Annotated in this window: 13 protein-coding genes; 11 read left to right on the top strand and 2 right to left on the bottom strand. The window is 70.6% G+C overall.

Translation table 11 applies throughout. From position 1 onward, the window contains the following. The first annotated feature begins 87 nt into the window (after positions 1 to 87). The 5 genes from ACFV4K_RS06340 (at position 88) to ACFV4K_RS06320 (ending at position 5,942) form a co-directional block, all read left to right on the top strand. The gene (locus tag ACFV4K_RS06340; protein ID WP_379272545.1) at positions 88 to 1,104 is read left to right on the top strand and encodes a 2-aminoethylphosphonate ABC transporter substrate-binding protein; all 1,017 of its coding nucleotides are present in this window, start codon (positions 88 to 90) and stop codon (positions 1,102 to 1,104) included. Between the two features lie 22 nt (positions 1,105 to 1,126). Next, positions 1,127 to 2,311, top strand: a complete 1,185-nt coding sequence (locus ACFV4K_RS06335) for an ABC transporter ATP-binding protein (RefSeq protein ID WP_379272537.1) — start codon at positions 1,127 to 1,129, stop codon at positions 2,309 to 2,311. A gap of 172 nt (positions 2,312 to 2,483) precedes the next feature. Continuing rightward, entirely contained in the window at positions 2,484 to 3,377 is an 894-nt protein-coding gene (locus ACFV4K_RS06330; protein ID WP_379272535.1) for a 2-aminoethylphosphonate ABC transporter permease subunit, read from the top strand. Positions 3,378 to 3,380: 3 nt separating this feature from the next. Beyond that, a complete protein-coding gene (locus ACFV4K_RS06325; RefSeq protein ID WP_379272533.1) occupies positions 3,381 to 4,178 on the top strand; it encodes an ABC transporter permease in 798 nt (265 codons plus the stop codon). A 135-nt stretch (positions 4,179 to 4,313) separates the two neighbouring features. Beyond that, on the top strand, positions 4,314 to 5,942 hold the full coding sequence (locus ACFV4K_RS06320) for a hypothetical protein (RefSeq protein ID WP_379272532.1): 1,629 nt from the start codon (positions 4,314 to 4,316) through the stop codon (positions 5,940 to 5,942). 31 nt (positions 5,943 to 5,973) lie between these two features. Here the strand turns inward: ACFV4K_RS06320 and ACFV4K_RS06315 are convergent, their stop codons facing one another. Both ACFV4K_RS06315 and ACFV4K_RS06310 read right to left on the bottom strand, forming a co-directional pair. Further along, positions 5,974 to 6,336: a hypothetical protein gene (locus ACFV4K_RS06315; protein WP_379272530.1), complete on the bottom strand. Its 363-nt coding sequence runs from the start codon at positions 6,334 to 6,336 to the stop codon at positions 5,974 to 5,976. A 258-nt stretch (positions 6,337 to 6,594) separates the two neighbouring features. Next, on the bottom strand, positions 6,595 to 6,954 hold the full coding sequence (locus ACFV4K_RS06310; protein ID WP_379102218.1) for a DUF4254 domain-containing protein: 360 nt from the start codon (positions 6,952 to 6,954) through the stop codon (positions 6,595 to 6,597). A gap of 262 nt (positions 6,955 to 7,216) precedes the next feature. Here ACFV4K_RS06310 and ACFV4K_RS06305 point away from each other — a divergent pair, with 262 nt between their 5' ends. The 6 genes from ACFV4K_RS06305 (at position 7,217) to ACFV4K_RS06280 (ending at position 24,694) form a co-directional block, all read left to right on the top strand. Beyond that, positions 7,217 to 8,080: a helix-turn-helix domain-containing protein gene (locus ACFV4K_RS06305; RefSeq protein WP_379272529.1), complete on the top strand. Its 864-nt coding sequence runs from the start codon at positions 7,217 to 7,219 to the stop codon at positions 8,078 to 8,080. A 147-nt stretch (positions 8,081 to 8,227) separates the two neighbouring features. Then, the gene (locus ACFV4K_RS06300) at positions 8,228 to 8,641 is read left to right on the top strand and encodes an AMP-binding protein (protein WP_379272527.1); all 414 of its coding nucleotides are present in this window, start codon (positions 8,228 to 8,230) and stop codon (positions 8,639 to 8,641) included. Between the two features lie 39 nt (positions 8,642 to 8,680). Beyond that, positions 8,681 to 21,958: an amino acid adenylation domain-containing protein gene (locus ACFV4K_RS06295; protein ID WP_379272525.1), complete on the top strand. Its 13,278-nt coding sequence runs from the start codon at positions 8,681 to 8,683 to the stop codon at positions 21,956 to 21,958. Beyond that, positions 21,955 to 23,034, top strand: coding sequence for an ATP-binding cassette domain-containing protein (locus tag ACFV4K_RS06290; RefSeq protein WP_379272523.1), 1,080 nt, complete (start codon positions 21,955 to 21,957; stop codon positions 23,032 to 23,034). Before ACFV4K_RS06295 ends, ACFV4K_RS06290 begins: the two co-directional genes overlap by 4 nt. Beyond that, positions 23,031 to 23,873 (top strand): antibiotic transporter, encoded by an 843-nt coding sequence (locus ACFV4K_RS06285; RefSeq protein ID WP_379272521.1) that lies wholly within the window; start codon positions 23,031 to 23,033, stop codon positions 23,871 to 23,873. The genes ACFV4K_RS06290 and ACFV4K_RS06285 overlap by 4 nt, the downstream gene beginning before the upstream one ends. Then, positions 23,873 to 24,694, top strand: coding sequence for an ABC transporter permease (locus ACFV4K_RS06280; protein WP_379272519.1), 822 nt, complete (start codon positions 23,873 to 23,875; stop codon positions 24,692 to 24,694). The genes ACFV4K_RS06285 and ACFV4K_RS06280 overlap by 1 nt, the downstream gene beginning before the upstream one ends. Positions 24,695 to 24,748 lie beyond the last annotated feature (54 nt).

The raw sequence follows: 24,748 nt of genomic DNA, 5'->3' as shown, positions 1-24,748 counted from the left end.
GTCACGTCCCCTGAACTGAAAGTTGCAGTCACCGTGCGTAATCCGAACAACCGCCTCGCACGCACCATCGCCCGGACCGCCCTGATCATGACCTCCGCCACCGCGGTCGCCTTCAGCCTGACCGCCTGCGGCGGCACCGGCGCCGGCGACTCCGGGGACAAGACGGTCACCGTCTACTCCGCCGACGGTGTCGGCGACTGGTACAAGACCCAGTTCGCGAAGTTCAAGGACCAGACCGGCATCGCGGTCAACCTGGTCGAGGCCGGCTCCGCCGAGGTCGTGAGCCGCGTCGACAAGGAGCAGTCCAACCCGCAGGCCGACGTGGTCGTCACGCTGCCGCCGTTCATGCAGAAGGCCGACAAGTCGGGTCTGCTGCAGGCCAGCGGCGTCGACACCGCCGCCGTCGCGGCCACCGACAAGGACGCGAACGGCAAGTGGGTGACGCTGGCGGGCAACTACCTCTGCTTCATCGCCAACCCCTCGGTCGATTCGTCCAAGCTGACCTGGGACGACCTGCTGAAGCCGGAGTACAAGGGCAAGCTGCAGTACTCCACCCCCGGCCAGGCCGGTGACGGCACCGCGGTGCTGATCCTGCTGCAGCAGCTGATGGGCAAGCAGGGCGCCCTGGACTACCTGGGCAAGCTGCAGGCCAACAATGTCGGCCCGTCCTCCTCCACCGGCAAGCTGCAGGCCAAGGTCGACAAGGGCGAGATCCTGGTCGCCAACGGCGATGTGCAGATGAACCTGGCCAATGTGAAGGAGAAGGGCTCGAAGTTCAACGTCTTCTTCCCGGCCGCGGCGGGCGGCAAGCAGTCCACCGTGGCGGTGCCGTACCTGATGGGTCTGGCCAAGGGCGCGCCGCACTCGGACGCGGGCAAGAAGCTGATGACCTTCCTGCTGTCGGCCGACGCGCAGAAGTCGCTGCCGGACTCCTACGCGGTGCCCGCCCGTCAGGAGCTGAAGGACGCCGCGCCGTCCGCCGCCGGCGCGCAGTCGCCCGCGCAGGTGATCAAGAACGTCGAGATCGTGCACCCGGACTGGACCAAGGTCCTCGACGAGCTCGACGCCGACCTGGCGGCCTACACCAAGGCCACCGGTAGCTAACCCAGCCACAGGAGCAGCAGCCATGTCCTCCGCGTTGACGACATCCACGGTGGTCACCGACACCACCGCCGAACCGGCCATCGTGTTCGACCGGGTCGGGGTCACCTACGGCCGCGGTCGCAAATCGACTGTCGCACTGGCCGATTTCAACCTGCGCGTCGCCGCGGGGGAAACGGTGGCGCTGCTCGGGCCCAGCGGCTCCGGCAAGTCCACCGCGCTCAAGGCACTGGCCGGATTCGTCCGGCCCACCTCGGGCGCGGTGCGACTGGCCGGCCGCGACGTCACCGACCTGTCCCCCGCCAAGCGCGGGATCGGGGTGGTGGTGCAGTCCTACGCACTGTTCCCGCACATGCGGGTGCGCGACAATGTGGCCTTCGGGCTGAAGGCACATCGGGCGGCGCGCAACGAGATCGGGGGGCGCGTCACCGAAGCCCTCGACATGGTCGGCATGGGCGGCTACGCCGACCGGCTGCCGCGCGAACTGTCCGGCGGCCAGCAGCAGCGCGTCGCCATCGCGCGCGCCCTGGCCATCCGGCCCAAGGTGCTGCTGCTCGACGAGCCGCTCGCCGCCCTGGACGCCCAGCTGCGGCAGAACATGCTGGGCGAACTCCAGCAGCTGCGACAAGCGTTGCCCGACACGGCGATGCTGTACGTCACCCACGACCAGTCCGAGGCGCTCGCGCTGGCCGACCGCATCGCGGTCATGCGTGACGCCCGGCTGGTCGACATCGACACCGCCCACAACCTGTGGCAGCGGCCCGCGACCGAGTTCACCGCCTCCTTCCTCGGCGGCGCGAACCTGATCGCCTGCGAGGTCAAGCACATCTCCGGCACCGCGGCCCTGGTGACCGCCGGGGAGCACACGCTGCGCGCCGACGCCCCGCCGCCCGGCATCGGCCGCCCCGACTGGGTCCCGAACGCCGAAGCCCAGCTCTGCGTCCGCCCCCACACCGTCCGCATCGTCCCGCTCACCGAACGAGACGCGTTGCGCGCCACCGTGATCACCAGTGTCTGGAAGGGCGCCTCGACCCGGCTGCACCTCGATGTCGCGGGCCTGCCCACCGAACTCGCCGCCGACGTCCTCGGCCACACCGACATCGCCCCCGGCGACCACGTCGGCGTCCGCTTCGCCGACCCGGCGGGCGTACTCATCCCGCCGGGCATCGGCACCGCCGCGGCCGCCGACTCCCCCGAGGTGCGAGCATGACCGCGACCTCGCTGCCCTGCCGCACACCCGGCGAATTCGCCGAGGCCGCACCGGTATCCACACCGTTGAATCGGGACCGGCGAGCATCATCCTTCCGACGTCGCACGCCGACCACCGATGTGTGGTCGGAACTCTTCGCCGGCGTGGCCGCCGCCCGGGACAGGAGAGCGTCGTGACGGCCTTGCTCGAATCCCCCTCCGCGGCCGACGCTCCCGAACAGCATCGGCCCGCCCGATCCTGGCGGCCGGTGTGGTGGACGCTGCCGCCGGTGCTCATCGTGCTGCTGATCGCGGTGTACCCGATCGTGCGGGTGCTGCTCGAGTCGACCGAGACCGCGTCCGGGCGCGGGGTCGGGACCTGGTCGAAGGTGCTGGCCGAGGAGTCCTTCCGGAATGCGTTGTGGCGCACCGTCACCATCGCGGTCAGCTCGACCGCGGGGTGCGTAGCGCTGGGGACGTTCCTGGCGATCGTGCTGGCGTTCGTGCCGTTTCCCGGATCGCAGGTGGTGGGGCGGCTCATCGATTCGGTGCTGACACTGCCGTCGTTCCTGGTGACGCTGGCGTTCACCTTCCTGTACGGGACGGCGGGCGCGGTGAACGCGTTGATCAACCAGATCACCGGCGGCACGAAGCCGGCGCTGGACTTCCTGAGCACGCCGTGGGGCGTGATCCTGGCCGAGGTCACCTTCTTCACGCCGTTCGTGGTGCGCCCGCTGCTCGCGGCGTTCGCCCAATTGCCCAGGGAGCAACTGGATGTGGCGTCCAGCCTCGGGGCCTCGCCGTGGCGGGTGCTGCGGCAGGTGGTGCTGCCCGAGGCGTGGCCCGCGCTGGCGGCGGGCGGCAGCCTGGTGCTGCTGCTGACGCTCAACGAATTCGGCATCGTGCTGTTCACCGGCGCCAAGGGCGTGATCACGCTGCCCGCGCTGATCTACACCCGCGGCATCGTCACGTTCGACCTGCCCGGCGCGGCCGTGCTGGCCTCGGTGCAGGTGCTGCTGTCGCTGAGCCTGTACCTCGGATACCGACTGCTGTTCGCGCGCCTCACCGGCGCGCGCAAGGAGAGCTGACCCATGCTGGTGTGGACGCGACGCGGGCGGGCCGCGGTGCTCGCGGTCTTCGGGATCGTCGTCACGGTGGTGTTCGTCGCGCCCATCGCGACCGTGGTGGCCGCGGCGCTGGCCGGGCACTGGACCGGGCCGCTGCCCTCGGATCTCGGCTTCGCCAACTTCGATCGGGCACTGTCCGGCGAGGAGTCCGCCAGCCTGTCCGTCAGCCTGCAGACCGCGCTGCTGGCGAGCCTGTTCTCGCTGATCCTCGGCACCTGGGCGGCACTGGCCGCGATGGAAGCCCCGGCGTGGCTGCGGCGGCTCACCGACGCGGTGTTCCACGTACCGGTCGCGGTGCCGTCGGTGGCGATCGGGCTCGGGGTGCTCATCACCTTCAACGAGCGCCCGCTGCTGCTGGGCGGCACCAAGTGGATCGTCATCCTGGCCCACACCGTGCTGGTGCTGGCGTACGCGTTCAGCGGCGTCTCCGCCGCCCTGGACCGGCTCGATCCGGGCTACCGGCAGGCCGCCGAATCCCTCGGCGCGGGACCGGTGCGCGTCCTGCTGCGCATCACGCTGCCGCTGCTGCTGCCCGCCCTCGGGGCCGCGGCCGGCCTGGCCATCGCCCTGTCCATGGGCGAACTCGGCGCCACCATCATGGTGTACCCGGCCACCTGGAAGACCCTGCCGGTGAGCATCTTCGCGGCCACCGACCGCGGCGCGGTCTTCGACGCCGCCGCCAGCACCACCCTGCTGGTCCTCGTCACCCTCATCGCCCTGGTACTGCTGGGCCGCGTGAAAGGACGTGCGGCGCTGCGCTGAACGGCGCGGCCGCACCCACACCGCTGACCGGGTCGTGAGGGGACGGTCAGCGGTGTCTTGCGTCGAGGCCCGGGCGTGGCGACGCCCGGGCCGGTAAACTCGCCTGGAACTCATGTATCGGGCGGGGGCTGTTCGATGGTGGTTGTCACCGGTCTGTCCGGCGAGTCCTACGACGTCGACGGCGAACCCTTCTATGTCGCGGGCGCGCGCTCGGTGCTGTACCTCTGCCGGGATCCACGCGGGCAGCAGCGGCTCGACAAGCTCTACCGGACACCGGTCACCGCACCGGACGCGATCGAATGGGCCCGGCAGGCCATGCTTTTCGGGCGGCAGACCGTGCTCGCCGCCGCCACGGGCGGAGCGGCCGAGGCGGTGAACTGGCCGATCGACCTCGTCCAGCACGACGCGGCGCTGATCGGCGCGATCCTGCCGCTGATCCCGATGGACTATCTGCAACCCGACGGCAGGCCGCGCACCCTGGATCACCTGTGGGCCGCGCCGGGGCAGACCACGCCGTATCTCCGTGCGGGACTGGCGGTTCGGCTGTGCGAGGTCGTGCGGGTGCTCGAGGAACGGCAACTGATCCACGGGGATCTCTCGGGCAAGAACGTGCTGTGGCAGCCCGCCGCGCCGCTGGTCTACCTCATCGACACCGCCGGGCTGATGCCCGCTGACCGGGCGCACGATCGGTACAAGGATCGGTACGACCTGGCGGCGCTGCTGTACCGGATCCTGTTGCCCGACAGCGCGGGTCCGCCCGGCGCGCCATGGCAGCCGGGTGGCGTGCCGGCCGATCTCGATCCGCGGGTGCGGGCGCTGTTCGACCGGGCCTTCGGCAATGGCGGGTTCGGACCCGAGGCGCGGCCGTCCGCGCAGGAGTGGGCCGACACGCTGCGGGCGGTGTACCTGGCGCAGGCGGGTTTCGGCTCGCCGACGGCGCCATTGCCGCCGACCCACACCTCACCGACCGGTTGGTCCGCGCCGCAGCCGCTGGTGACGTATCAAGGTGCACCCCAGCCGAATTCGACCAATACCGCGCTCGCGGTGATCCTCGGCATCCTGCTGGTGGTCCTCGTCATCGCCATCGGCGTGGGCGTGGTCGTGCTCTCCGGCGACGACAAGACCACCGACGACGCCAAGGGCTCGAGCATCACCACCACCGCACCGACGACGACCACCACCACCGCACCGTCCACCTCCGGCACCTCCGAGGTCGACAAGGCCACCCTCAACCAGCAGGGCACCGACAAGACCCCGTTCACCGCCGACGCCCTGCTCCCGTCGAGCTTCACCGACAGCAAGGGTGTGGTGTTCACCCGCCGCTCCTCCGGCGTGAAGGACTGCATCGCGAGCAATATGTCGCAGAACGTGAAGACCGCGCTGCAGGCCAACAAGTGCGTCCAGATGGTGACCGGCACCTACATCGACAAGTCCGACAAGCTCATGACCTCGCTGGAGGTGTTCGCCTTCCCCTCCAGCACCGAGGCCGAGGCCATCTACACCAGCCTTAAGGGCCAGAAGCAGACCTGGGACGTGTGGTGCCCCACGCAGGGCATCGGCGCCAGCGTCTGCCAGTCCGACCTCGATACCCTGTGGGCGGCAACCTATTCCAGCTGGGGCCGCTGGCAGTACCGGTACCTGTACGAGGCGTACTCGCTGTCGATCGACCTGAAGGTCGACACCTCGCTGCAGCCCAGTCTGGACGCGCCCTCGCGCACCATCCTGCAACTGGTAGGACCCGACAACTACTGGAAACCGCGCTGAACCAACCGCTTTCGATCGATCGGGGTGCGGGTCAGAGACCCGCGGCGGCGGTCAGGAGGGCGCGGGAATGGGTGTCGTCGGTGGCGCGGATGAGGCCCGCGGCGAGCAGATAGGCCGCGGCCATGTCCTCGGCGGAGCTCCGCAGCGCGGTGAGCGTGCCGGTGAGGTCGCGGCCCTTGCGTTCGAAGCCGCGCCGCAATTGCCGGGCGGAGGTGAAGTCGCCGAAGCCACCGAGGGTGTGGACACGGTGGCTGCGGTCGATTTGCGGATCCAGCATGGCCGCGAACCGCAGGAAGGTTGCGGCGCAGTGGCGCGCGGTGGCGACGTCCAGCCGGAAGTCGCCGGTGCGGGCCCGTCGATACAGGTCGGTGGCGGTACCCTCGCCCGGATTCATGTCGAACTCCCCCTCAGAGTGCGGAACGCCGTATTTCACTCGCACGGTCGTGAATTCGAGTCTCTGTGAATGAAAGACTGCACGAATAAAACACCGGACGGTTGGTTCTAAAAGCTTCGCGCGAAATTCAGGGCGGGCGTGCCGCGCCAGTCGACCACGCGGCACGCCGGGCGGGGCGCCCCGTTGCGCCCGCCGTCTACGGGCGGGACGAATCAACGATTCAGCGGCAATACATCAATTATGTCAAGGCATTCGGAATCACTGTTCCGGTAAGCGGCGGCGGCCACCGGCCACGTCGAATACGAGATCAGTGTAGCCGTCAACCAGTTCGGCCAGGTGGTACCAGTGTTTATGGGTGTTATCACTGGAGGCGCCCTCGTGATCGATCACCTGGTTGGCTTCGACCCAGCTCCGGGCCATGCGGTCCACCACGGCACCCAGGCTCTCGGTGTGCATGGTGGCGCCGTTGCGGTGCTGCGGCAGTTCCTGCTCCACCCAATCGTTGATATCGTCAACGAGTTCGCCGCGGCGGCAATCGATCTCGCTGACCATCATGGGATCCCGTACCTGGGCACGACGTTCGTGCAGTTCGGCGAGTGCGTGCGCGGACCGCAGCAGTACTCGATCTTGAAATCGCCTCCCTTGGAACGCACACAGCAATTGCGGAGCGGTCGGCAGAACGCCGGCTATCGACATGGTCATCGAGACTCCCTATACGCACCCGACAGCATCACTAATCGCACCAACATGATTGGTCTCCGGATTCAGCTATACCGGTCATCGGATCGGTTGTTCACGAATAGGCTAGCTGGATCATGCTCTTACAAATGCAAGAACGCAATACTGCGTTCTAGCAAGTGCGCCAAGGGAAAGGGTCGTCATGGCAGGCAAGCGCACCGTGCTCACTGTCCGTTTGCGGAGGCTCGCCGCGATGCTCCACGAGATGCGGGAGAGCGCCGGGCTCAGCAAAGAAGTGGTCAGCGCCAAGACCGGCATCAACGTCACCACGCTGTACCGGATCGAGACCGCCCAGGCCAGGCCGCAGCGCCGCACCCTGACGGCCATGCTGGACCTCTACGGCATCGGCGAACCCGGGCGTTCAGATGCCTTGCAGTTGCTGGTCGACGCGTTACGCCCCGGCATGGCAAGGTCTTTCGAGGACGCGGTGTCGGAGGTCTACGGCGCGTACATCAACTTCGAGGCCGAGGCGCTCTCGGCGCGGTTCTTCCAGTCCACCTACGTCCCCGGCCTGCTGCAGACCGAGGCGTACGCCAGCGCGGTCTACCAGACCACCATGCCCAAGGTGTCGGATCAGGTTATCGAGCAACGGATTCGGGCTCGGCAGGAGCGCTCCAAGGTGCTCACCAAGGACAACCCGCTGGAGTTGTGGGTGGTGCTCGACGAGGCCGTCATCCGCCGCATGGTCGGCGGGCCCGAGGTGATGAACCAACAGTTCAGTCAGCTGCTCGACCACACCAACAAGCGGAACGTGATCCTGCAGATCCTGCCCTTCGACGCCGGCGCGCACCCGGGCATGCTGGGCTCCTTCACCCTGCTCGACTTCCCCGACCCCGCCGACCCGGAGCTGGTGTACGTGGAGGGGATCGCCAGCGACGAGCTGATCGAGGGCCACCCGGAGGTGCGCCGCTACGGGGTGATGTTCGACCAGCTCCGGGCGATGGCGCTGAGCCCGCGCGACTCGATCGCCATGATCTCGGAGACGATGGACGCCCTGAACGGCTGATCTTCCACCCACCCCAGGGTGGGACAACACGCACCCTCGGAGCGGATTCCGGCAGCACTGTGGTCGCTACCGGCGGCGGCTCACGGCGGCGAAAGTGGATACATACCGAACGCCACCGCAAGCGGCCCCTCCGAGAGGATGATGTTCATGTGCAAGACGGTCGAATCGCCCGCGGCTCCCACGGCCATCGCGGTGACCACCGCCGACTGCGACCTGAGCTACGCCGAACTGGATCGCTGGAGCAACCGGGTGGCGCGCATGCTGCTGGGTCTCGGGGTCCACCCCGGGGCCAAGATCGTGATCGCGGAGACGCCGCGAGTCGAGGCCGTGGTCTCCCGCCTGGCCATCGAGAAGACCGGCGCCATCCCCGTCCCGGTGTCCACCGAGTCCACCGTGGCCCGCGCCGACTTCGGCATCACCACCAAGGCCGGGCTGGATCTGGTCACCGACCGGAGCCGCTGGTTGGTGCTCGATGACCGCAGCACGCTGGTGCAGTACCTCACCGGCTCGGACGCCCCGCTCAGCGAGGCCGAACTGAACCTAGCGCGGAAGGCCTCCTGACCGCGCAAGCCGCCGCAGCCCGCAGAAGGTTTCCGCAGTATGGCTTTCAGCAGTCCCCTGCCCTCCACCCCTGACACCTCGGCGGCCTTCGCCCTCTCCGCCGCACAACGCGGCATCTGGTTCGCCCAGCAGCTGGCCGGCGATACCCCCGTCTCGATCGCCCAGTACGTGGAGCTGACCGGGCCGATCGACGCCGAACTGCTGGCCGACGCCGCACGCCGGGCCGGACGCGAGTTCGGCACCGGCTACCTGCGGCTGATCGAGATCGACGAACTGCCGTGGCAGCTGGTCGACACCACCCTCGACGACGCCGTCCGGACCGTGGACTGCAGCGGCGCGCCCGACCCGCGCGCCGCCGCCCAGGAGTGGATGCGCGCCGAGTACACCGCGCCCCTGGACCTGACCCGCGACCGCCTGTGCACCATGGTGATGCTGCGGCTGGGCGAGGACAGCTGGTACTGGTACTCGCGGTTCCACCACATCCTGCTCGACGGCGTCGGCGCGCTCACCATGCTGCAGCGCACCTCGGAGATCTACAACGCCACCGTCACCGGGCAGGAGGTCCCGGCCGGCAAGGCCGAACCGTTGCAACGCATCGTGGAAGCCGATGCGGCCTACCGGAATTCGGACAAGCTGCAGGCCGACCGCGACTACTGGCGCGAGCACCTGGCGGGGATGCCGGAGCCCGCGCTGCTCGGGCGGCGCACCGGCGCGGTCGACGCCCACCCCCGATTGCTGAGCGGCGCGCTGCCCGAAGACACGGCGGCCCTGCTGGATTCGCTGACCGCCGCGCAGTCCACCAGTCCGGCGCCGGTGGTGGTGGCCGCCTTCGCCGCCTACGTGGGAGCCATGACCGGGGCGGGTGAGATCGTGCTGAGCCTGCCGGTGTCCGGCCGCACCACCGCCACGCTGCGCAGATCCGGCGGCATGGTCGCCAATGTGGTGCCGTTGCGGCTGCCGCTGTCCCCCACCGCCACCGTCGGCGACCTGCTGCGCGCCACCCAGGGTGAGCTGACCGCGGCGCTGCGCCGCCAGCGGTACCGGCAGGAGGACATCTTCCGCGACCTGGGCTGGGCCATGGACGAGGTCGCCGGATTCGGGCCGACCGTCAACCTCATGCTGGCCGACACCCGCATCCGCTTCAGCACCGCTGATTCCGGCGAATCCGGCGGGGTGACCGGACAGCTGCACGTGCTGACCTCGGGCATGATCGACGACCTGTTCGTCAACGTGTACCCGGGCACCGGCGGCGAACCCACCCACATCGACTTCCAGGCCAATCCCAACCGCTACGACGAACCCGAACTCGCGGCGCTGCACGCCCGGTTCCTGGACTTCCTGCACCGTTTCCTGGCGGGCGGCGTCGAACAGTCGCTGACCGCGGTGACCGCGCTGTCGGAGGCCGAACGCGCCGCGCTGGCCCCCGCGCGCGGCCGCGACGGCAGCCGGCCCCACACCCTGCCGGAGATCCTGGCGGCGGGCGCGGCGAAGGCCCCCTCGGCCATCGCGCTGCGTGTGGACGGCACCGCCTTCACCTATCGCGAGCTCACCGAGTACGCCCACCGGCTGGCCCGGGTGCTGATCGCCGCGGGCGCGGGACCCGAACGCGCCGTGGCGATCTCGATTCCCCGCTCCGCCGAGTCGGTGCTGGCCATGTGGGCGGTCGCCGCGACCGGCGCGGCGTTCGTGCCCATCGATCCCGGCTATCCGATCGACCGGATCGAGCACATGCTCACCGACAGCGGCGTGGTCGCCGGTGTCACCGTGGCGGGCTCGCGGGCCGCGCTGCCGGACCGGGTGCGGTGGCTGGTCCTCGACGATCCGGAGACCGAGAAGACCATCACCGCAACCGATTCCGCGCCGATCACCGATGCCGACCGGTCCGCGCCGGTGCGCCTGGACCAGGTCGCGTACCTCATCTACACCTCCGGCTCGACCGGTCTGCCCAAGGGTGTCGCGGTCACCCATCGCGGTCTGACGAATCTGGCGACCGGGTCCGGGGCGGCGTTCGGGGTCGGCGCCGACGCCGTGGTGGCGCACGCGGTCTCCCCCAGCTTCGACATCTCGGTGGAGGAGCTGCTGGTCGCGTTCGCGGTCGGCGCGACGGTGGGCGTGGTGCCCCCGGCCGCCTACGCCGGCGACGACCTGGCGCGGGTGCTGCGCAGGCTCGAGGTCACGCACCTGAATGTGACTCCGGCGGTGGCGAATTCGCTGGAACCGCAGACCCTGCCACGGCTGCGGACCGTGGTGGTGGGCGGCGACTCCTGTCCGCCGGAGCTGCCGGTGCGGTGGGCCGGGAGGTGCGTCATCAACGGATACGGGCCGACCGAGGCGACCGTCACCGCCACCCTCAGCGCGCCGCTGACGCCGGGCGAGGCGATCACCATCGGCGGGCCGTCGCGCGGAGTGGGGGCGCTGGTCCTCGACCCGTGGCTGCGGCCGGTGCCGCCCGGGGTGGTCGGCGAACTGTATTTGAGCGGTGCGGGTCTGGCGCGCGGCTACCACCAGCGCATCGGGCTCAGCGCCGGGCGGTTCGTGGCCAGCCCCGTCGATCCGGGCGCGCGGATCTATCGCACCGGCGACCTGGTGCGCTGGCGGCGGCGGTCCGGCCGCTGGGAGCTGGAGTACCTGGGCCGCGGCGACACCCAGGTGAAAGTGCGCGGTTTCCGCATCGAACTCGGCGAGGTGGACGCGGCCGTGGCCCGGCACCCGGGCGTCGAGATGGCGGTCACGATCGGCGCGACCACGCCCGGCGGGGCGACCGCGCTGGTGTCCTACGTGCTCGCGGCCGACTCGGTGGTCGCGCCCGAGGACGTGAAAACCACCGTCGCCCAGCAGCTTCCGGCGCACATGGTGCCGTCGGTGGTGATGGTGCTGCACACCCTGCCGCTGACCCCCGCGGGCAAGGTGGACCGGCGGGCACTGCCCGCGCCCGACTTCGGATCCGGGCCGCGGGCCGGACGCGCACCCTCGACCGACGCCGAACGGGCGCTGGCCACGGTGTTCGAATCCGTACTGGGTGTGGAATCGGTGTCGGCCGACGACAATTTCTTCGCCCTCGGCGGCGACAGCATCGTGGCCATCCAGTTGGTGGCGCGCGCCAAGGCCGCCGGGCTGGGGCTGCGGGCCCGGGATGTGTTCGAGCACAAGACCGTCGCCGCGCTGGCCGCCGTCGCCACCGCCGTGACCGCGCCGGTCATCGAGGAGCTGCCCGGTGGGGCGGTGGGCCCGGTGACGCTCACCCCGATCGTGCACGACATGCTCGAGCACGGCGACACCTGGCCGAGATTCGCACAGGCGGTGCTGATTCCGCTGCCGCACGACATCGATCGATCCGCCCTCACCACAGCCGTCCAGGCCCTGATCGACCGCCACGACCTGCTGCGCAGCACCCTCACCCACGAGCCCGGCACCGGCGAGCACCCCTGGGTGTGGCGGGTCGGCGAGCCCGGCGTGGTGGAGGCCGGAGCCCTCATCGACGCCGTCACCGCCGAACCCGACAGCGACGGCGAGGACGAATTGCAGCGCGCCGCCGACCTGCTCGACCCCTCGGCCGGGGTGGTGGCCCGGTTCGTGTTCATCGACCGCGGCGAGGCCCTGCCCCTGCTGTGGGTGGTGCTGCACCACCTCGTCACCGACGGCGTCTCGTGGCGCATCCTGCTGCCGGACCTGGCCACCGCCTGGGCGGGCGGCGCCCTCGCACCCGTCGGCACCTCCTTCCGGCGCTGGGCGCACGGGCAGTCGGAACAGGCCCCGGCCCGCGCCACCGAACTCCCCTTCTGGCGTGAGGTCCTCACCGCGCCGGACCCGCGGCTGGGCACCCGCGCCCTGGATCCCGAGCTCGACACCGTGGCCACCATGGGTCAGCTGCGCACCGTCATCGACCCCGATACCGCCACGGCCGCACAGGAACTCATCCCGGCGCGGTTCCACTGCGGACTCGAGGACGCGTTGCTGACCGCACTCGCGCTGGCGTCGAGTCAGCTGCGGCAGACACGGCGGACCCTGCTCACCGTCGAGGGTCACGGCCGCGAGGAAGCGGTGCTGCCGGGCGCGGACATCTCCCGCACCATCGGCTGGTTCACCAGTGTGTTCCCCGTCGCGCTGGATCTCGGCGAACTCGATCTCGACGACGCCTTCCACGGCGGGCCCGCGGCGGGCACGGCGCTCAAGGCGGTCAAGGAACAACTGCGGGCCATCCCCGACAAGGGCGTCGGCTTCGGCATGCTGCGCTGGCTCGACGCCGCGACCGCGGCCGACCTCGAGGGCACGCCCACGCCGCAGATCAGCTTCAACTATCTCGGTCGCACCGGCGCGGGCGTGGAGCATCCCGGCGGCGCGGAAACGCCGTGGGTGCCGGTCCGATTCGCCGCCACCCAGGACGACGCCGCGCCGCTGGCCGCCGTCATCGACATCAATGCCTTCCACACCGCCGCCGGCCTCGAGGTGACCTGGGCCTACGCGTCGCGGGTGCTGTCCGCCGAACAGGTGGAGGAGTTGGCGCGGCTGTGGGGACTGGCGGTGACCGCGCTGGTCACCCACGCCCGGCACGCCGGGGCGGGCGGGCACACGCCCTCGGACTTCCCGCTGGTGGCCGTCGAGCAGGCGCAGATCGACGCCTGGGAACGCGAATATCCGGACCTCACCGAGGTCTGGCCGCTGTCGCCGTTGCAGTACGGCCTGCTCTTCCACGCCCGCTACGACACCGACACCGCCGACGGCTACACCGTGCAGACCCAGCTGAATCTGGCCGGGCGCGTCGACTCCGGGCGGCTGCGCACCGCGGCGGCGGCTCTGCTGGACCGGCACGAGGTGCTGCGCGTCGCCTACGTCGAGACGCCGGACGGGCCCCGGCAGCTGGTGCTCGGCCAGGCCGAGATCCCTTGGCAGGAAATCGATCTCACCGGCATCGCCGAGCCCGCCGAGCGGCAGCGGGAACTGGCCCGCCTGATCGCCGTGGACGCGGGCACCCGCTTCGACCTCGCCCGGCCGCCGCTGCTGCGCTTCCGCCTGATCCGCACCGACGCCGAGGCGTACACGCTGCTGATGACCAATCACCATCTGGCGCTGGACGGCTGGTCCACGCCGCTGGTGGTGCGCGAACTCCTCGCGGGCTATCTGGCCGCGGTCACCGGGCACGAGATCCCGCAGACCCCCGCCCACTCCTATCGCGAATTCCTGACCTGGATCGGCGAACAGGACGACGCCGCCTCGCTGGCCGCCTGGACCGAGGCGCTGGCCGGGGTCGACTCCCCCACCCGGGCCATCCCCACGCTGGCGGGCATCACCTCCGCCGAATCCGGCATGGTCTCCGCCGATTTCGGCACCGCGAAACTCGAACAGCTCACCGAGACCGTGCGCGCCGCCGGGGCCACGGTGAACACCGCGGTGCAGGCCGGGTGGGCGCTGCTGCTGGCCATGCTCACCGGGCGCACCGACGTGGTCTTCGGCGGCACCGTCTCGGGACGCCCGCCGCAGCTCAACGGCGTCGAAGAGATGGTGGGGCTGTTCATCAACACCCTGCCGGTGCGGGTGCGGCTGGATCCCGGTGAGCGCGTGGGCGATCTGCTGGCGCGGGTGCAGACCGAGCAGGCGCGGCTGCTGGACCATCAGCACGTCGGGCTGGCCGCCATCCACCGGGCGGTCGGGCTGCCGGAGTTGTTCGACACCCTCACCGTGTTCGAGTCCTACCCCATCGACCGCGAAACCCTTTCGCGGGCACTGGATATCGCGGGCATGCGAATCCTCGACGTGTCCGGCACCGACGCCACCCCCTACCCCCTGAACCTCATGGTGATCCCGCAGCGCGCCGCCGACGGTAGCGAAAGCCTGCGCATCACCGTCAAATTCATGGCCGACGAACTGCCCGAGACGGCCGCGCGGCGACTGCTCGACCGGTTCCTGCTGCTGCTCGACCAGATCGCCGAACACCCCGAACGCCGCACCGCGCGGCTGCAGCACTGCGACCCGCTGGAGCGGGCGCAGCTGGTGCCGGTCCGCGGCGGCACGCCCACGCCGCTGCGCACCCTGCCCGACATCCTCGCCGCGGGTGCGCGCGCCAACCCCGAGGGCGTCGCGATCAGCTCCGGCACCGTGACCATGACCTACCGCGACCTCGACGCCTGGTCCAACCGGTTCGCGCGAGTCCTGTTGCGGCGCGGGGTCGGTCGCGAGACCTTCGTGGTACTCGCTCTGACCCGATCGGTGGAATCGGTGGTCGCGGTGTGGGCGCTGGCCAAGACCGGCGCGGCGTTCCTGCCGCTGGACCCCAACTATCCGGTCGAACGCATCGAGCACATCCTCACCGACTCGCGCGCACCCATCGGCGTCACCGTGTGCTCGGTCGGCGAGACCCTGCCCGGCAGCATCGACTGGCTGCTGCTCGACGACCTCAACACCATCCGGCGCGTCATGACCGTCTCCGACGCGCACATCACCGACGACGAACGCGGCGGGCCCATCAACCTCGCCCAGACCGCGTACCTCATCTACACCTCCGGCTCCACCGGCAAACCGAAAGCCGTACTGCTCAGCCACCGCGGACTCGCCAATCTCGTGGCCTCCCAGCAGAGTCTGCTCGACCTCGACGGGAACTCCAGCACCCTGCAGGTGGCCTCGCCCAGCTTCGACGCCTCGGTGCACGAACTGCTCATGGCGCACGGCGCGGGCGGGCGGCTGGTCATCTCGCCGCCCGACGTCTACGGCGGCGACGCCCTCGAGGAACTGCTGCGCACCGAAGGGGTCACGCACGCGGTCATCACGCCGTCGGTGCTGGCCACCATGAACCCCGCCGGACTCGACGACCTGACCTGCCTGTCGGTCGCCGGTGAGGCCGCCGGACCCGAACTGGTCGCGGCCTGGTCGGCCGGGCGGCGCATGGTGAACCTGTACGGGCCCACCGAATTCAGCGTGTGGGCGACTGGGCCCGGCGAACTGCGGCCCGGCGAACAGATCACCATCGGCGCCCCCGTGCGCGGCGCGGCCACCCTGGTGCTCGACAGCTGGCTGCGGCCGGTGCCGCTCGGCGTGACCGGCGAACTGTATCTGGCCGGACCGGCGCTGGCCCGCGGCTACTTCAACCGGTTCGGGCTCACCGCGGCCCGCTTCGTCGCCAACCCCTTCACCGCGCCCGGCGCGCGCATGTACCGCACCGGCGACATGGTGCGCTGGGTGGAGGTCAAGACCGGCGACGGCACCCAGCTGGAACTGGAATACCTGGGGCGCAGCGACTTCCAGGTCAAGATCCGCGGCCTGCGCATCGAACTCGGCGAGATCGACGCCGTGCTGGCCGCCGACGAACAGGTCGACTACGCCGCCACCCTCGGCTGCCCGGGACCCGGCGGGCAGACCGTCCTGGTCTCCTATGTGGTCGCCGCCCCCGGACAGCGGCTCGACACCGAACTGCTGCGCACCCGCATCGCCGCGGCGCTGCCCGGCTACATGGTGCCCAGTTACCTCATCGAACTCGACGACGTGCCGCTCACGCCCGTCGGCAAACTGGACCGGAACGCGCTGCCCGCACCGGATTTCACGACCCTCGACCAGCGGTACCTCGCACCGCGCAGCGCCATCGAGACCGCCGTGGCCCAGGTGTTCGCCGATGTCCTCGAGGCCGACGAGGTCAGCATCGACCGGTCCTTCTTCGAACTGGGCGGCAACTCCCTCACCGCCACCCGCGTGGTGGCCCGGGTCAACGCCGCCCTCGGTGCGACCGTCGCGCTGCGCGACCTGTTCGACGCGCCGACCGTCGCGCAGCTGTCCGCGCGCATCGTGCCCGGCGCGGAACTGCCGGGCCTGCCGACCCTGGCCCCGCGCATCCGACCGGACCGGATCCCGTTGTCCCCGGCCCAGCAACGCATGTGGGTGCTCAACCGGCTCGACCCGAACTCCGCCGCCTACAACATCACCGCCGCGCTGCGCCTGCGCTCCGCCTCCCCGCGCTTCGGCGACCTCGACGTCGACGCGCTGCGCCGCGCGGTCGCCGACGTGGTGACCCGGCACGAATCGCTGCGCACCATCTATCCCGCCGACGCCGACGGCCCCCGCCAAGTGGTGCTCAGCGCCGACGCCGCGGCCCCCGAGATCAGCTTCGCCGACACCGACGACGGCCCCGACCTGCACGCCGCCATCGCCGAGAACACCGGGACCGGTTTCGATCTCACCCGCGAAGCCCCACTGCGCGTGCACGTCCTGCGCCTCACCCCACGGCCCGACGAACCCTCCGAACACGTGGTGGTGCTGGTGGTCCACCACATCAGCGCGGACGGGGCCTCCATGGCGCCGCTCGCCACCGACCTCGTCACCGCCTACCTGGCCCGCACCCACGGCGCGGAACCCGAACGGCCGCCGCTGCCGGTGCAGTACGCCGACTACTCGATCTGGCAACGCGAACTACTCGGCGACGAGAACGATCCCGAATCCCGTGCCGCACACCAGGTCCGGTTCTGGAGGGAGCGGCTCGCCGCGACACCGGACGTGCTGGAGCTGCCCACCGACCGGCCGCGGCCCGCGGTGCAGAGCCTGCACAGCCGCGACCTCGAATTCCGCATCGACGCCGGAACCCACGAGGCGCTCACCGCCTTGGCGGCGGCCACCGACACCAGCCTGTTCATGGTGTTGCACGCCTCGCTGGCGGTGCTGCTGTCACGACTGGCCGGAACCCCGGACGTGCTCATCGGCACCGCGGTGGCGGGACGCGGCGAGGCCGCCCTCGACGACCTGGTCGGCATGTTCGTCAACACCCTCGCGCTGCGCACCCCGGTCGACCCGGCACTGGGATTCCGGGACTTCCTGGCGCAGGTCCGGACCGCCGACCTCGACGCCTTCGCGCACGGCGACGTGCCCTTCGAACGACTCGTGCAGGTCCTGGACCCGCCGCGATCCACGGCCCAGCACCCGCTGTTCCAGGTCTCGCTGTCGCTGCAGAATTTCCAACCGCCGACCGTGGAATTCCCGGGCCTGCGGGTCGAGGTCGAACCCATCGAACGCGACGCCTCCCAGTTCGACCTGACCTTCGACCTGCGCGCCCCACTGCCCGGCTACGACGAATCCGGGCTCGACGGCACCCTCACCTTCGCCACCGACCTGTTCGACGAGACCACCGCCTCGCGGCTGGTCACCCGGTGGCGGCGCGTCCTCACCGCCGTCACCGCCGACCCGGACATCCGGCTCTCCGACATCGAACTGCTCGACCTCGCCGAACGCGCCGCCCTGGTCCCGGTGCGCGGGCCCCGGACCAGCGGAATCACCACCCTGGCCGAGGTTTTCCGGGCCGCCGCCACCGCGCACCGACTGTGCCCGGCCGTCATCGCCGACGGGCGCGCGGTGTCCTACCGCGAACTCGACACCGCCTCGCAGCGGCTGGCCATGCAGCTCGCCGCCGCCGGGGCCGGATCGGAAGCCGTGGTGGCGCTGGCCCTCTCGCGCGGCGCGGAACTCATCACCGCGATCTGGGCGTGCGCCAAGGCCGGGGCCGCGTTCCTGCCCATCGACCCGCGCCACCCCCTCGACCGCATCGACCACATGCTCGCCGACTCGGGCGCGGTGCTCGGCCTCACCACCAGCGCGCACCGGGAGTCGCTGCCCGACCGGATCGGCTGGCTGGTACTCGACGACCCGGCCGCCTCCAGCGTGCGAATCCCGCTCGGCGGCGGGCGGGTTCGCGCCATGCGCAGCTACCCGGACCAGCCCGCGTGGCTGATCTACACCTCCGGGTCGACCGGCACACCCAAGGGCGTGTCCGTATCGCATCGCGGCATCGCCGATCTGGTGCGCGCCCAGCGGGAACTGCTGGCGCTGGGCGAGCACTGCCGTGTCCTCCAGGTCGCCTCACCGAGTTTCGATGCCTCCGTCTTCGAGGCGCTCATGGCCTTCGGCTCCGGCGGCACCGCCATCGTGGCCCCGCCCGACGTTTTCGGCGGCGAACCGCTCACCGAACTCATCGCCACCCAAGGGGTCACACACCTGGTCATCACACCGTCGGCGCTGGCGACCCTCGACCCGGACGCGGTGTCCAGCGTGCGGGTGCTGGCCGTGGCGGGCGAGGCCATCGGACCCGACCTGGTGGCGCGCTGGGCCACCGGCCGCACCCTGATCAACCTGTACGGGCCCACCGAATTCACCATCTGGGCAACGGCTTCCGAGCCGCTGGTGGTGGGGCAGCCCGTCACCATCGGCGCGCCGATCCGGGGGGCGGCCGCCCTCGTCCTCGACGACCGGCTGCGACCGGTCCCCATGGGCGTCGCCGGCGAGCTGTACCTGGCCGGGCACGCGCTGGCCCGCGGCTACCACGATCGCCCCGGCCTCACCGCCGCCCGCTTCGTCGCCGACCCCTACGGGCGGCCCGGCGAACGCCTCTACCGCACCGGCGATCTCGTGCGCTGGACCGGCTACCTCGACGAACCGCGCCTGGAATACCTGGGACGCACCGACTTCCAGGTGAAGGTGCGCGGACAGCGCATCGAACTCGGCGAGATCGACGCCGCGCTGTCCGCCGCCGACAACGTCGAATTCGCCGTCACCCTGGGCGTTCCCGGCCCCGGTGGGGCCACCGCCCTGGCCGCCTACCTGCTGCCCGAACCCGGCCGCGAGATCGACCTCGCCGACCTGCGCGCCCACGCCGCCGACCGGCTGCCCGGCTACATGGTGCCCTCGGCCTTCGTGGTGCTCGACGCCATCCCGCTCAACGCCGTCGGCAAACTCGACCGGCGGGCGCTGCCCGCACCGGTGTTCGAGGCCGAGACCGAATACCGCGCGCCCAGCGGCGATCTGGAGACCGCGCTCGCCGAGATCATCGCCGAACTGCTGGGCCGCGACAAGGTCGGCGTGCACGACTCGTTCTTCGCCCTCGGCGGCGACAGCATCCTCGCCATCCAACTGGTGTCGCGCGCCAAACTGCGCGGCATCGAACTGACACCGCTGCAGATTTTCGAACACCGCACCGTCGCCGCACTGGCCGCACTCGCCGCGGCCGGCGGCGACACCGTCGTCCTCGAGGAACTGCCCGGCGGCGGCGTCGGCGATCTGCCGCTCACCCCGATCGTGCGGTGGATGCTCGAACGCGGCGGCGACCATCGGCGATTCGCGCAGACCGCGGTCCTCGAACTGCCACAGGGGATCAGCCGCGAACAACTCGTCGCCACCGTCACCGCCGTCGTCGACCATCACGACGCACTGCGCGCCCGGCTCGCACCGGAGGACGGCGAATGGCGGATGAGCATCGGGGAACCGGGCTCGGTCGACGTCGACGCCCTGCTGTACCGCATCGAATTCGATACCGCCGACGCGGTCGACCTGCGCGAATACGCCATCACCGAAACCGATTCCGCGCTCGGCCGCCTCGACCCCGCCAAAGGCACCGTGCTGCAACTGGTGTGGCTCGACCCCGCGCCCGGCAGCCCCGCCCACCGGCGCGGCCGCCTCATCCTGGTCGCCCACCACCTCGTCATCGACGGCGTCTCCTGGCGCATCCTCATCCCCGACCTCATCGCGGCCTGGGCGCAGATCAGCGGCGACGCCACCCCGATCCTGCCCGAGACCGGCACCTCGCTGCGCCGCTGGGCGCACGCTCTCGAGGAGGCCGCGCGGCGCGACACCCGCACGGCCGAACTGGATTACTGGCGCGAGGTGACCGCCACCCCCGACCCGCCGATCGGGCCGCGCGAACTGGACCCGGCCGTCGACCGGGTCCCCACGGTGCGCGCAGTCGAGATCGAACTCGACGCCGAGGTCACCGACACCCTGCTCACCACCCTGCCCGGACTCTTCGACGGCACCGTCGAGGACACCCTGCTGGCCGCGCTCGCCCTGGCCGTCATGCGCTGGCGCATGGACCCGTCCGAGGCGGTGCTGGTCCGGCTCGAAGGACACGGACGACAGCAGGAGATCGTGCCGGGCGCGGACCTGTCGCGCACCCTCGGCTGGTTCACCACCATCTACCCGGTGCGACTCGCCCTGTCCCACATCCCGATCCGGGACGCCTTCGCGGGCGGTCCCGCCATGGGCACGGCCATCCGGGCCGTCAAACACCAGCTGATGGCCGTGCCGGACAAGGGCATCGGCTACGGCCTGCTGCGCTACCTCAACCCCGAGACCGCCGCGGCCCTGCCGCACCGGGTACCCGGGCGCATCGGCTTCAACTACCTCGGTCGCTACGCCACCGCCGACATCCCGGCCGGGCTCGAGGACCTCGGCTGGCTGCCCACCGACGAATTCGGCGACCTGCACACCACCGAACACGCCGACGTGCCCGTCACCGCCGAGATCGAGATCAACGCGGTGGTGGCCGGCGACCGGCTGCAGGCCAGCTTCACCTTCCCGCAGACCCTGCTGCCCCGGCACGAGATCACCATGCTGGCCCACCTGTGGACCGACGCGCTCGCCGCCGCGGCGTACTTCGCCACCTCACCCGCCGCCGAATTCGCGGCCGAGGCCGAACGCAAGCACATGGCCGAACTGCGTGAGCAGCAGGCGGCCGCCGCGCTGGCCGCCTCGCGCGCCGAAGCCGGTCCCGGACTCGGCCTGGACGTGGTGCTGCCCATCCGGCCCGGCGGCGACGAGCCACCGCTGTTCTGCGTCCATCCCTCGTCCGGCATCGCCTGGACCTACCTCGGATTCGCCGAGGCCCTGGCCCCCGGGCGGCCTATCTACGGCCTGCAGGCACCGGACCTTTCCGGCGAACCGCACGCCCGCAGCATCGGCGACTTCGCCGAACGCTACGTGGCCGAAATTCGCAGACTCCAGCCGAACGGGCCTTATCATCTGCTCGGATGGTCATTCGGCGGCCTGATCGCGCACGCCGTCGCCGCCCAGCTCGAGGCAACCGGAGACGAGGTCGGCACCCTGGCCCTACTCGACGCGGACAGCACCGATATCGACGGTGACAGCATCGACAAGCTCACCGCCGGTTCCTTCGTCGCGACTTTCGGGTCCGTCTTCGGCATCACCGACATCCCCGCCGACACCACCGCCACACAGGCCGCCGCCATGATCCGCGACCGCATGGGCGGGGTCGACCTGGTCGACGCCACCACCCTGGAACGGATGGCCGCCTCCTACAACGCCTCCGCCGCCACCCGGACCGGCTACCAGCGGCCCGTCTTCCACGGCGACGCACTGTACTTCAGCGCCACCGTGCACACCTCCGACATCTTCGGCCCCGAAGGCTGGCGGCCCTGGATCACCGGCACCATCACCAACCACGACATCGACGTCAGCCACGACGAACTCACCGCACCGCACGCGCTCGCGGCCATCGCCCGGATCCTCGACACCCACTGGACCCGGAATCTCGACGCACCCCAGGGAGAGACACCGTGAACACCGACACCGACAGAGCCGAGACCACCGGCCTGACCGACACCTCCTCCGACGGGGTGGTCGTCGAGGGCGTCGTGAAATCCTTCGGCGCGGTCCAGGCCCTGCGCGGCGTCACCTTCAAGGCCGCGCCCGGCGAGGTGCTGGGCATCCTCGGGCCCAACGGCGCGGGCAAGACCACCATGGTCAACATCCTGTCCACCCTCATCTCCCCCGACGCCGGGCGGGCGCTGGTCGCCGGGCACGACGTGGTCTCCGATGCCGCGGCCGTGCGCCGATCCATCATGCTGACCGGTCAGTTCGCCGCCCTCGACGACGCCTTGTCCGGATACGAGAACCTGGTCATGTTCGGCCGCCTCATGGGCCTGCGCAAACGCGCGGCCCGCGCCCGCGCCGACGAACTCGTCGAGGAGTTCGACCTCACCCAGGCCGCCGGACGGCGGGTCGGCACCTACTCCGGCGGTATGCGCAGGCGCATCGATATCGCTTGCGGACTGGTCGTCCGGCCAGAAGTGGTGTTCCTCGACGAACCCACCACCGGCCTCGATCCGCGCAGCCGCCAAGGCGTCTGGGACCTCGTCGGCGGCTTCCGCAAAAACGGCATCACCACCCTGCTCACCACCCAGTACCTCGAGGAAGCCGACGCGCTCTGCGACCGCATCATCGTCATCGACCAGGGCCTGGTCATCGCCGACGGCACCGCCGACGAACTCAAGGCCCGCACCGGCGGCAGCTACTGCGAGATCGTCCCCCTGCGCCTGGAGGACATGCCCGCCCTGATCAGCACCCTCGGCGACCTGCTCCCCGCCGCCAATCGCGAAGCCCTGACCGGAGACTCGGACCGGCTCGCCATCCCCGCGCCCGAAGGCGCGAAAACCCTCGCCGAAGCCCTGCGCCGGCTCGACACGGCCGGACTCGAACTCGTCGACATCGCGCTGCGGCGGCCCTCCCTCGACGACGTGTTCCTCGAACTCACCGGGCATATGGCCAAAACCGAGGAACCCGAGGAGGACTCGCCTTCGGTCCGGTTCCGCACCGAAGGCGGCCGCCACGCCGCCGAGGATCGGACCCGGGCATGACCGCCACCGCCACCGCCCCGCACACCGCCACCGGCTGGCTCACCGAAGTCCGCGCCGCACCCACCACCTTCGCCCAATGGTGGGTGCTCACCGTGCGGCTCATCGTGCCCTCGGTCAAGACCGGCGAGATCATCACCGCCATCGCCGCACCGGTCACCTTCACCGCCAGCTTCTACATCCCGCTCAACCGCGTGATGTCCTTCGCCGGACTGGGATTCAGCAGCTACGCGCAGTTCATGGCCCCCATCGTCATCCTGCAGGCCTGCGCGTTCACCGCCGTCTCCGCCGCCTTTCGCGCCGCCACCGACGCCGTCTCCGGACTCGACCGGCGCTTCGACGCCATGCCCATGCACCCGCTGGTGCCCGCCGCGGCGCGCATGTCCGCCAACGTGTTCCGACTCGCCATCGGACTCGTCGCGGCCGTGATCAGCACCCACGTGATCGGCTTCCGCTTCGCCGCCGGCACCGGGCACACCCTCGGCTTCCTGGCGCTCGGCATGGTCATCGGCATCACGTTCTGCCTCGGCGCGGACGCCATCGGCACCTACACCCGCAGCCCCGAGGCCACCAGCCAGATGCTGGTGCTACCACCGCTCATTCTCGGCATGCTCTCCACCGGCCTGGCCCCCGCCCGCCAATTCCCGCACTGGGTCCAGGGTTTCGTGCGCAACCAGCCCGTCTCGCAGTACGCAGAAGGGCTGCGCGCGCTCGGCGGCGACCCCAGCGGCAGGGCGCACGCGGTCACCTGGTCGCTGATGACCCCCGTGCTGCTGTGGCTCGTGGGCACCATCGCGCTGGCCTGCTACTTCATTTACCGGCAGAACCTGAAGAGGTCGTGATGACCACTCTCGAACGCCCCGACACCGCCGACATCCTCCGCTTCCGCGAGGGTTCCGCACCGGCCCTGTTGCGCCACACCTGGATTCAGACCCAGCGGCTGCTGATGCGGTGGATGCGCGACCCGATCACCCTGCTCGAAACCCTCATCGTGCCGTGCCTGCTGCTGCTCATGCTCGACATCGTGGTGGGGTCGCAGATCGAGAAGTTCTCCGGCCGCAGCGCCCTCTACGGGTCCACGCCCATGGTGACGCTGGTCGGCGCGCTGTCGGGCACCGTGGCCAGCGGCGTCATGCTCGGGCGCGAACGCGAGGCCGGGATCCTGGCCCGCTTCTGGGTGCTGCCCGTGCACCGCGCCTCCGGACTGGCTTCGCGGATCATCGCCGAAGGCTGCCGGATCTTCGCCGGGACCGCGGTCATAGTCTGCTTCGGCATCGCGCTCGGCTTCCGCTTCCGGCAAGGGCCCTGGCAAACGCTCGCGTTCCTTGGCATCCCGGTGCTGTTCGGGCTGGCCTTCGCCACCATGGTCACCGCCATCGCGGTGTTCACCGCCAAGGCCACCCTGGTCGAGTCGGTGGCGCTGCTGTCGTCGCTGCTCATGTTCTTCAGCACCGGATTCGTGCCCTTGGGGGCCTACCCCACATGGATTCAACCGGTCGTGCAGCATCAGCCCATGTCGGTGACGGTCGACACGATGCGGGCGCTGGCCGAGGGCGGCCCGATCGCGGGGCCGCTGCTCAAGACGCTCATGTGGTCGATCGGGCTGATCGTCGTGTTCGCCGTCCCCGCCGCCATCGGCTACCGGCGGGCAAGCCGGCGCTGAAAGATCAAGACCCCTATCCGGAAAGTCGGCGCGCGGATGCCCCGGCCTCCCGCC

The sequence above is a fragment of the Nocardia sp. NPDC059764 genome, from assembly GCF_042732555.1.
In the GTDB taxonomy this organism is placed as follows: domain Bacteria; phylum Actinomycetota; class Actinomycetes; order Mycobacteriales; family Mycobacteriaceae; genus Nocardia.
The sequence above is the reverse complement of the archived record's forward strand: the minus strand, read 5'-3'. Positions and strand labels throughout refer to the sequence as shown.

Bases quoted from the DNA above. Each gene is read 5' to 3' on its own strand.
- ACFV4K_RS06320 (WP_379272532.1), top strand. From the start codon at position 4,314: ATGGTGGTTGTCACCGGTCTGTCCGGCGAGTCCTACGACGTCGACGGC.
- ACFV4K_RS06300 (WP_379272527.1), top strand. From the start codon at position 8,228: ATGTGCAAGACGGTCGAATCGCCCGCGGCTCCCACGGCCATCGCGGTG.
- ACFV4K_RS06285 (WP_379272521.1), top strand. From the start codon at position 23,031: ATGACCGCCACCGCCACCGCCCCGCACACCGCCACCGGCTGGCTCACC.
- ACFV4K_RS06280 (WP_379272519.1), top strand. From the start codon at position 23,873: ATGACCACTCTCGAACGCCCCGACACCGCCGACATCCTCCGCTTCCGC.
- ACFV4K_RS06340 (WP_379272545.1), top strand. From the start codon at position 88: ATGACCTCCGCCACCGCGGTCGCCTTCAGCCTGACCGCCTGCGGCGGC.
- ACFV4K_RS06305 (WP_379272529.1), top strand. From the start codon at position 7,217: ATGGCAGGCAAGCGCACCGTGCTCACTGTCCGTTTGCGGAGGCTCGCC.
- ACFV4K_RS06295 (WP_379272525.1), top strand. From the start codon at position 8,681: ATGGCTTTCAGCAGTCCCCTGCCCTCCACCCCTGACACCTCGGCGGCC.
- ACFV4K_RS06315 (WP_379272530.1), bottom strand. From the start codon at position 6,336: ATGAATCCGGGCGAGGGTACCGCCACCGACCTGTATCGACGGGCCCGC.
- ACFV4K_RS06335 (WP_379272537.1), top strand. From the start codon at position 1,127: ATGTCCTCCGCGTTGACGACATCCACGGTGGTCACCGACACCACCGCC.
- ACFV4K_RS06325 (WP_379272533.1), top strand. From the start codon at position 3,381: ATGCTGGTGTGGACGCGACGCGGGCGGGCCGCGGTGCTCGCGGTCTTC.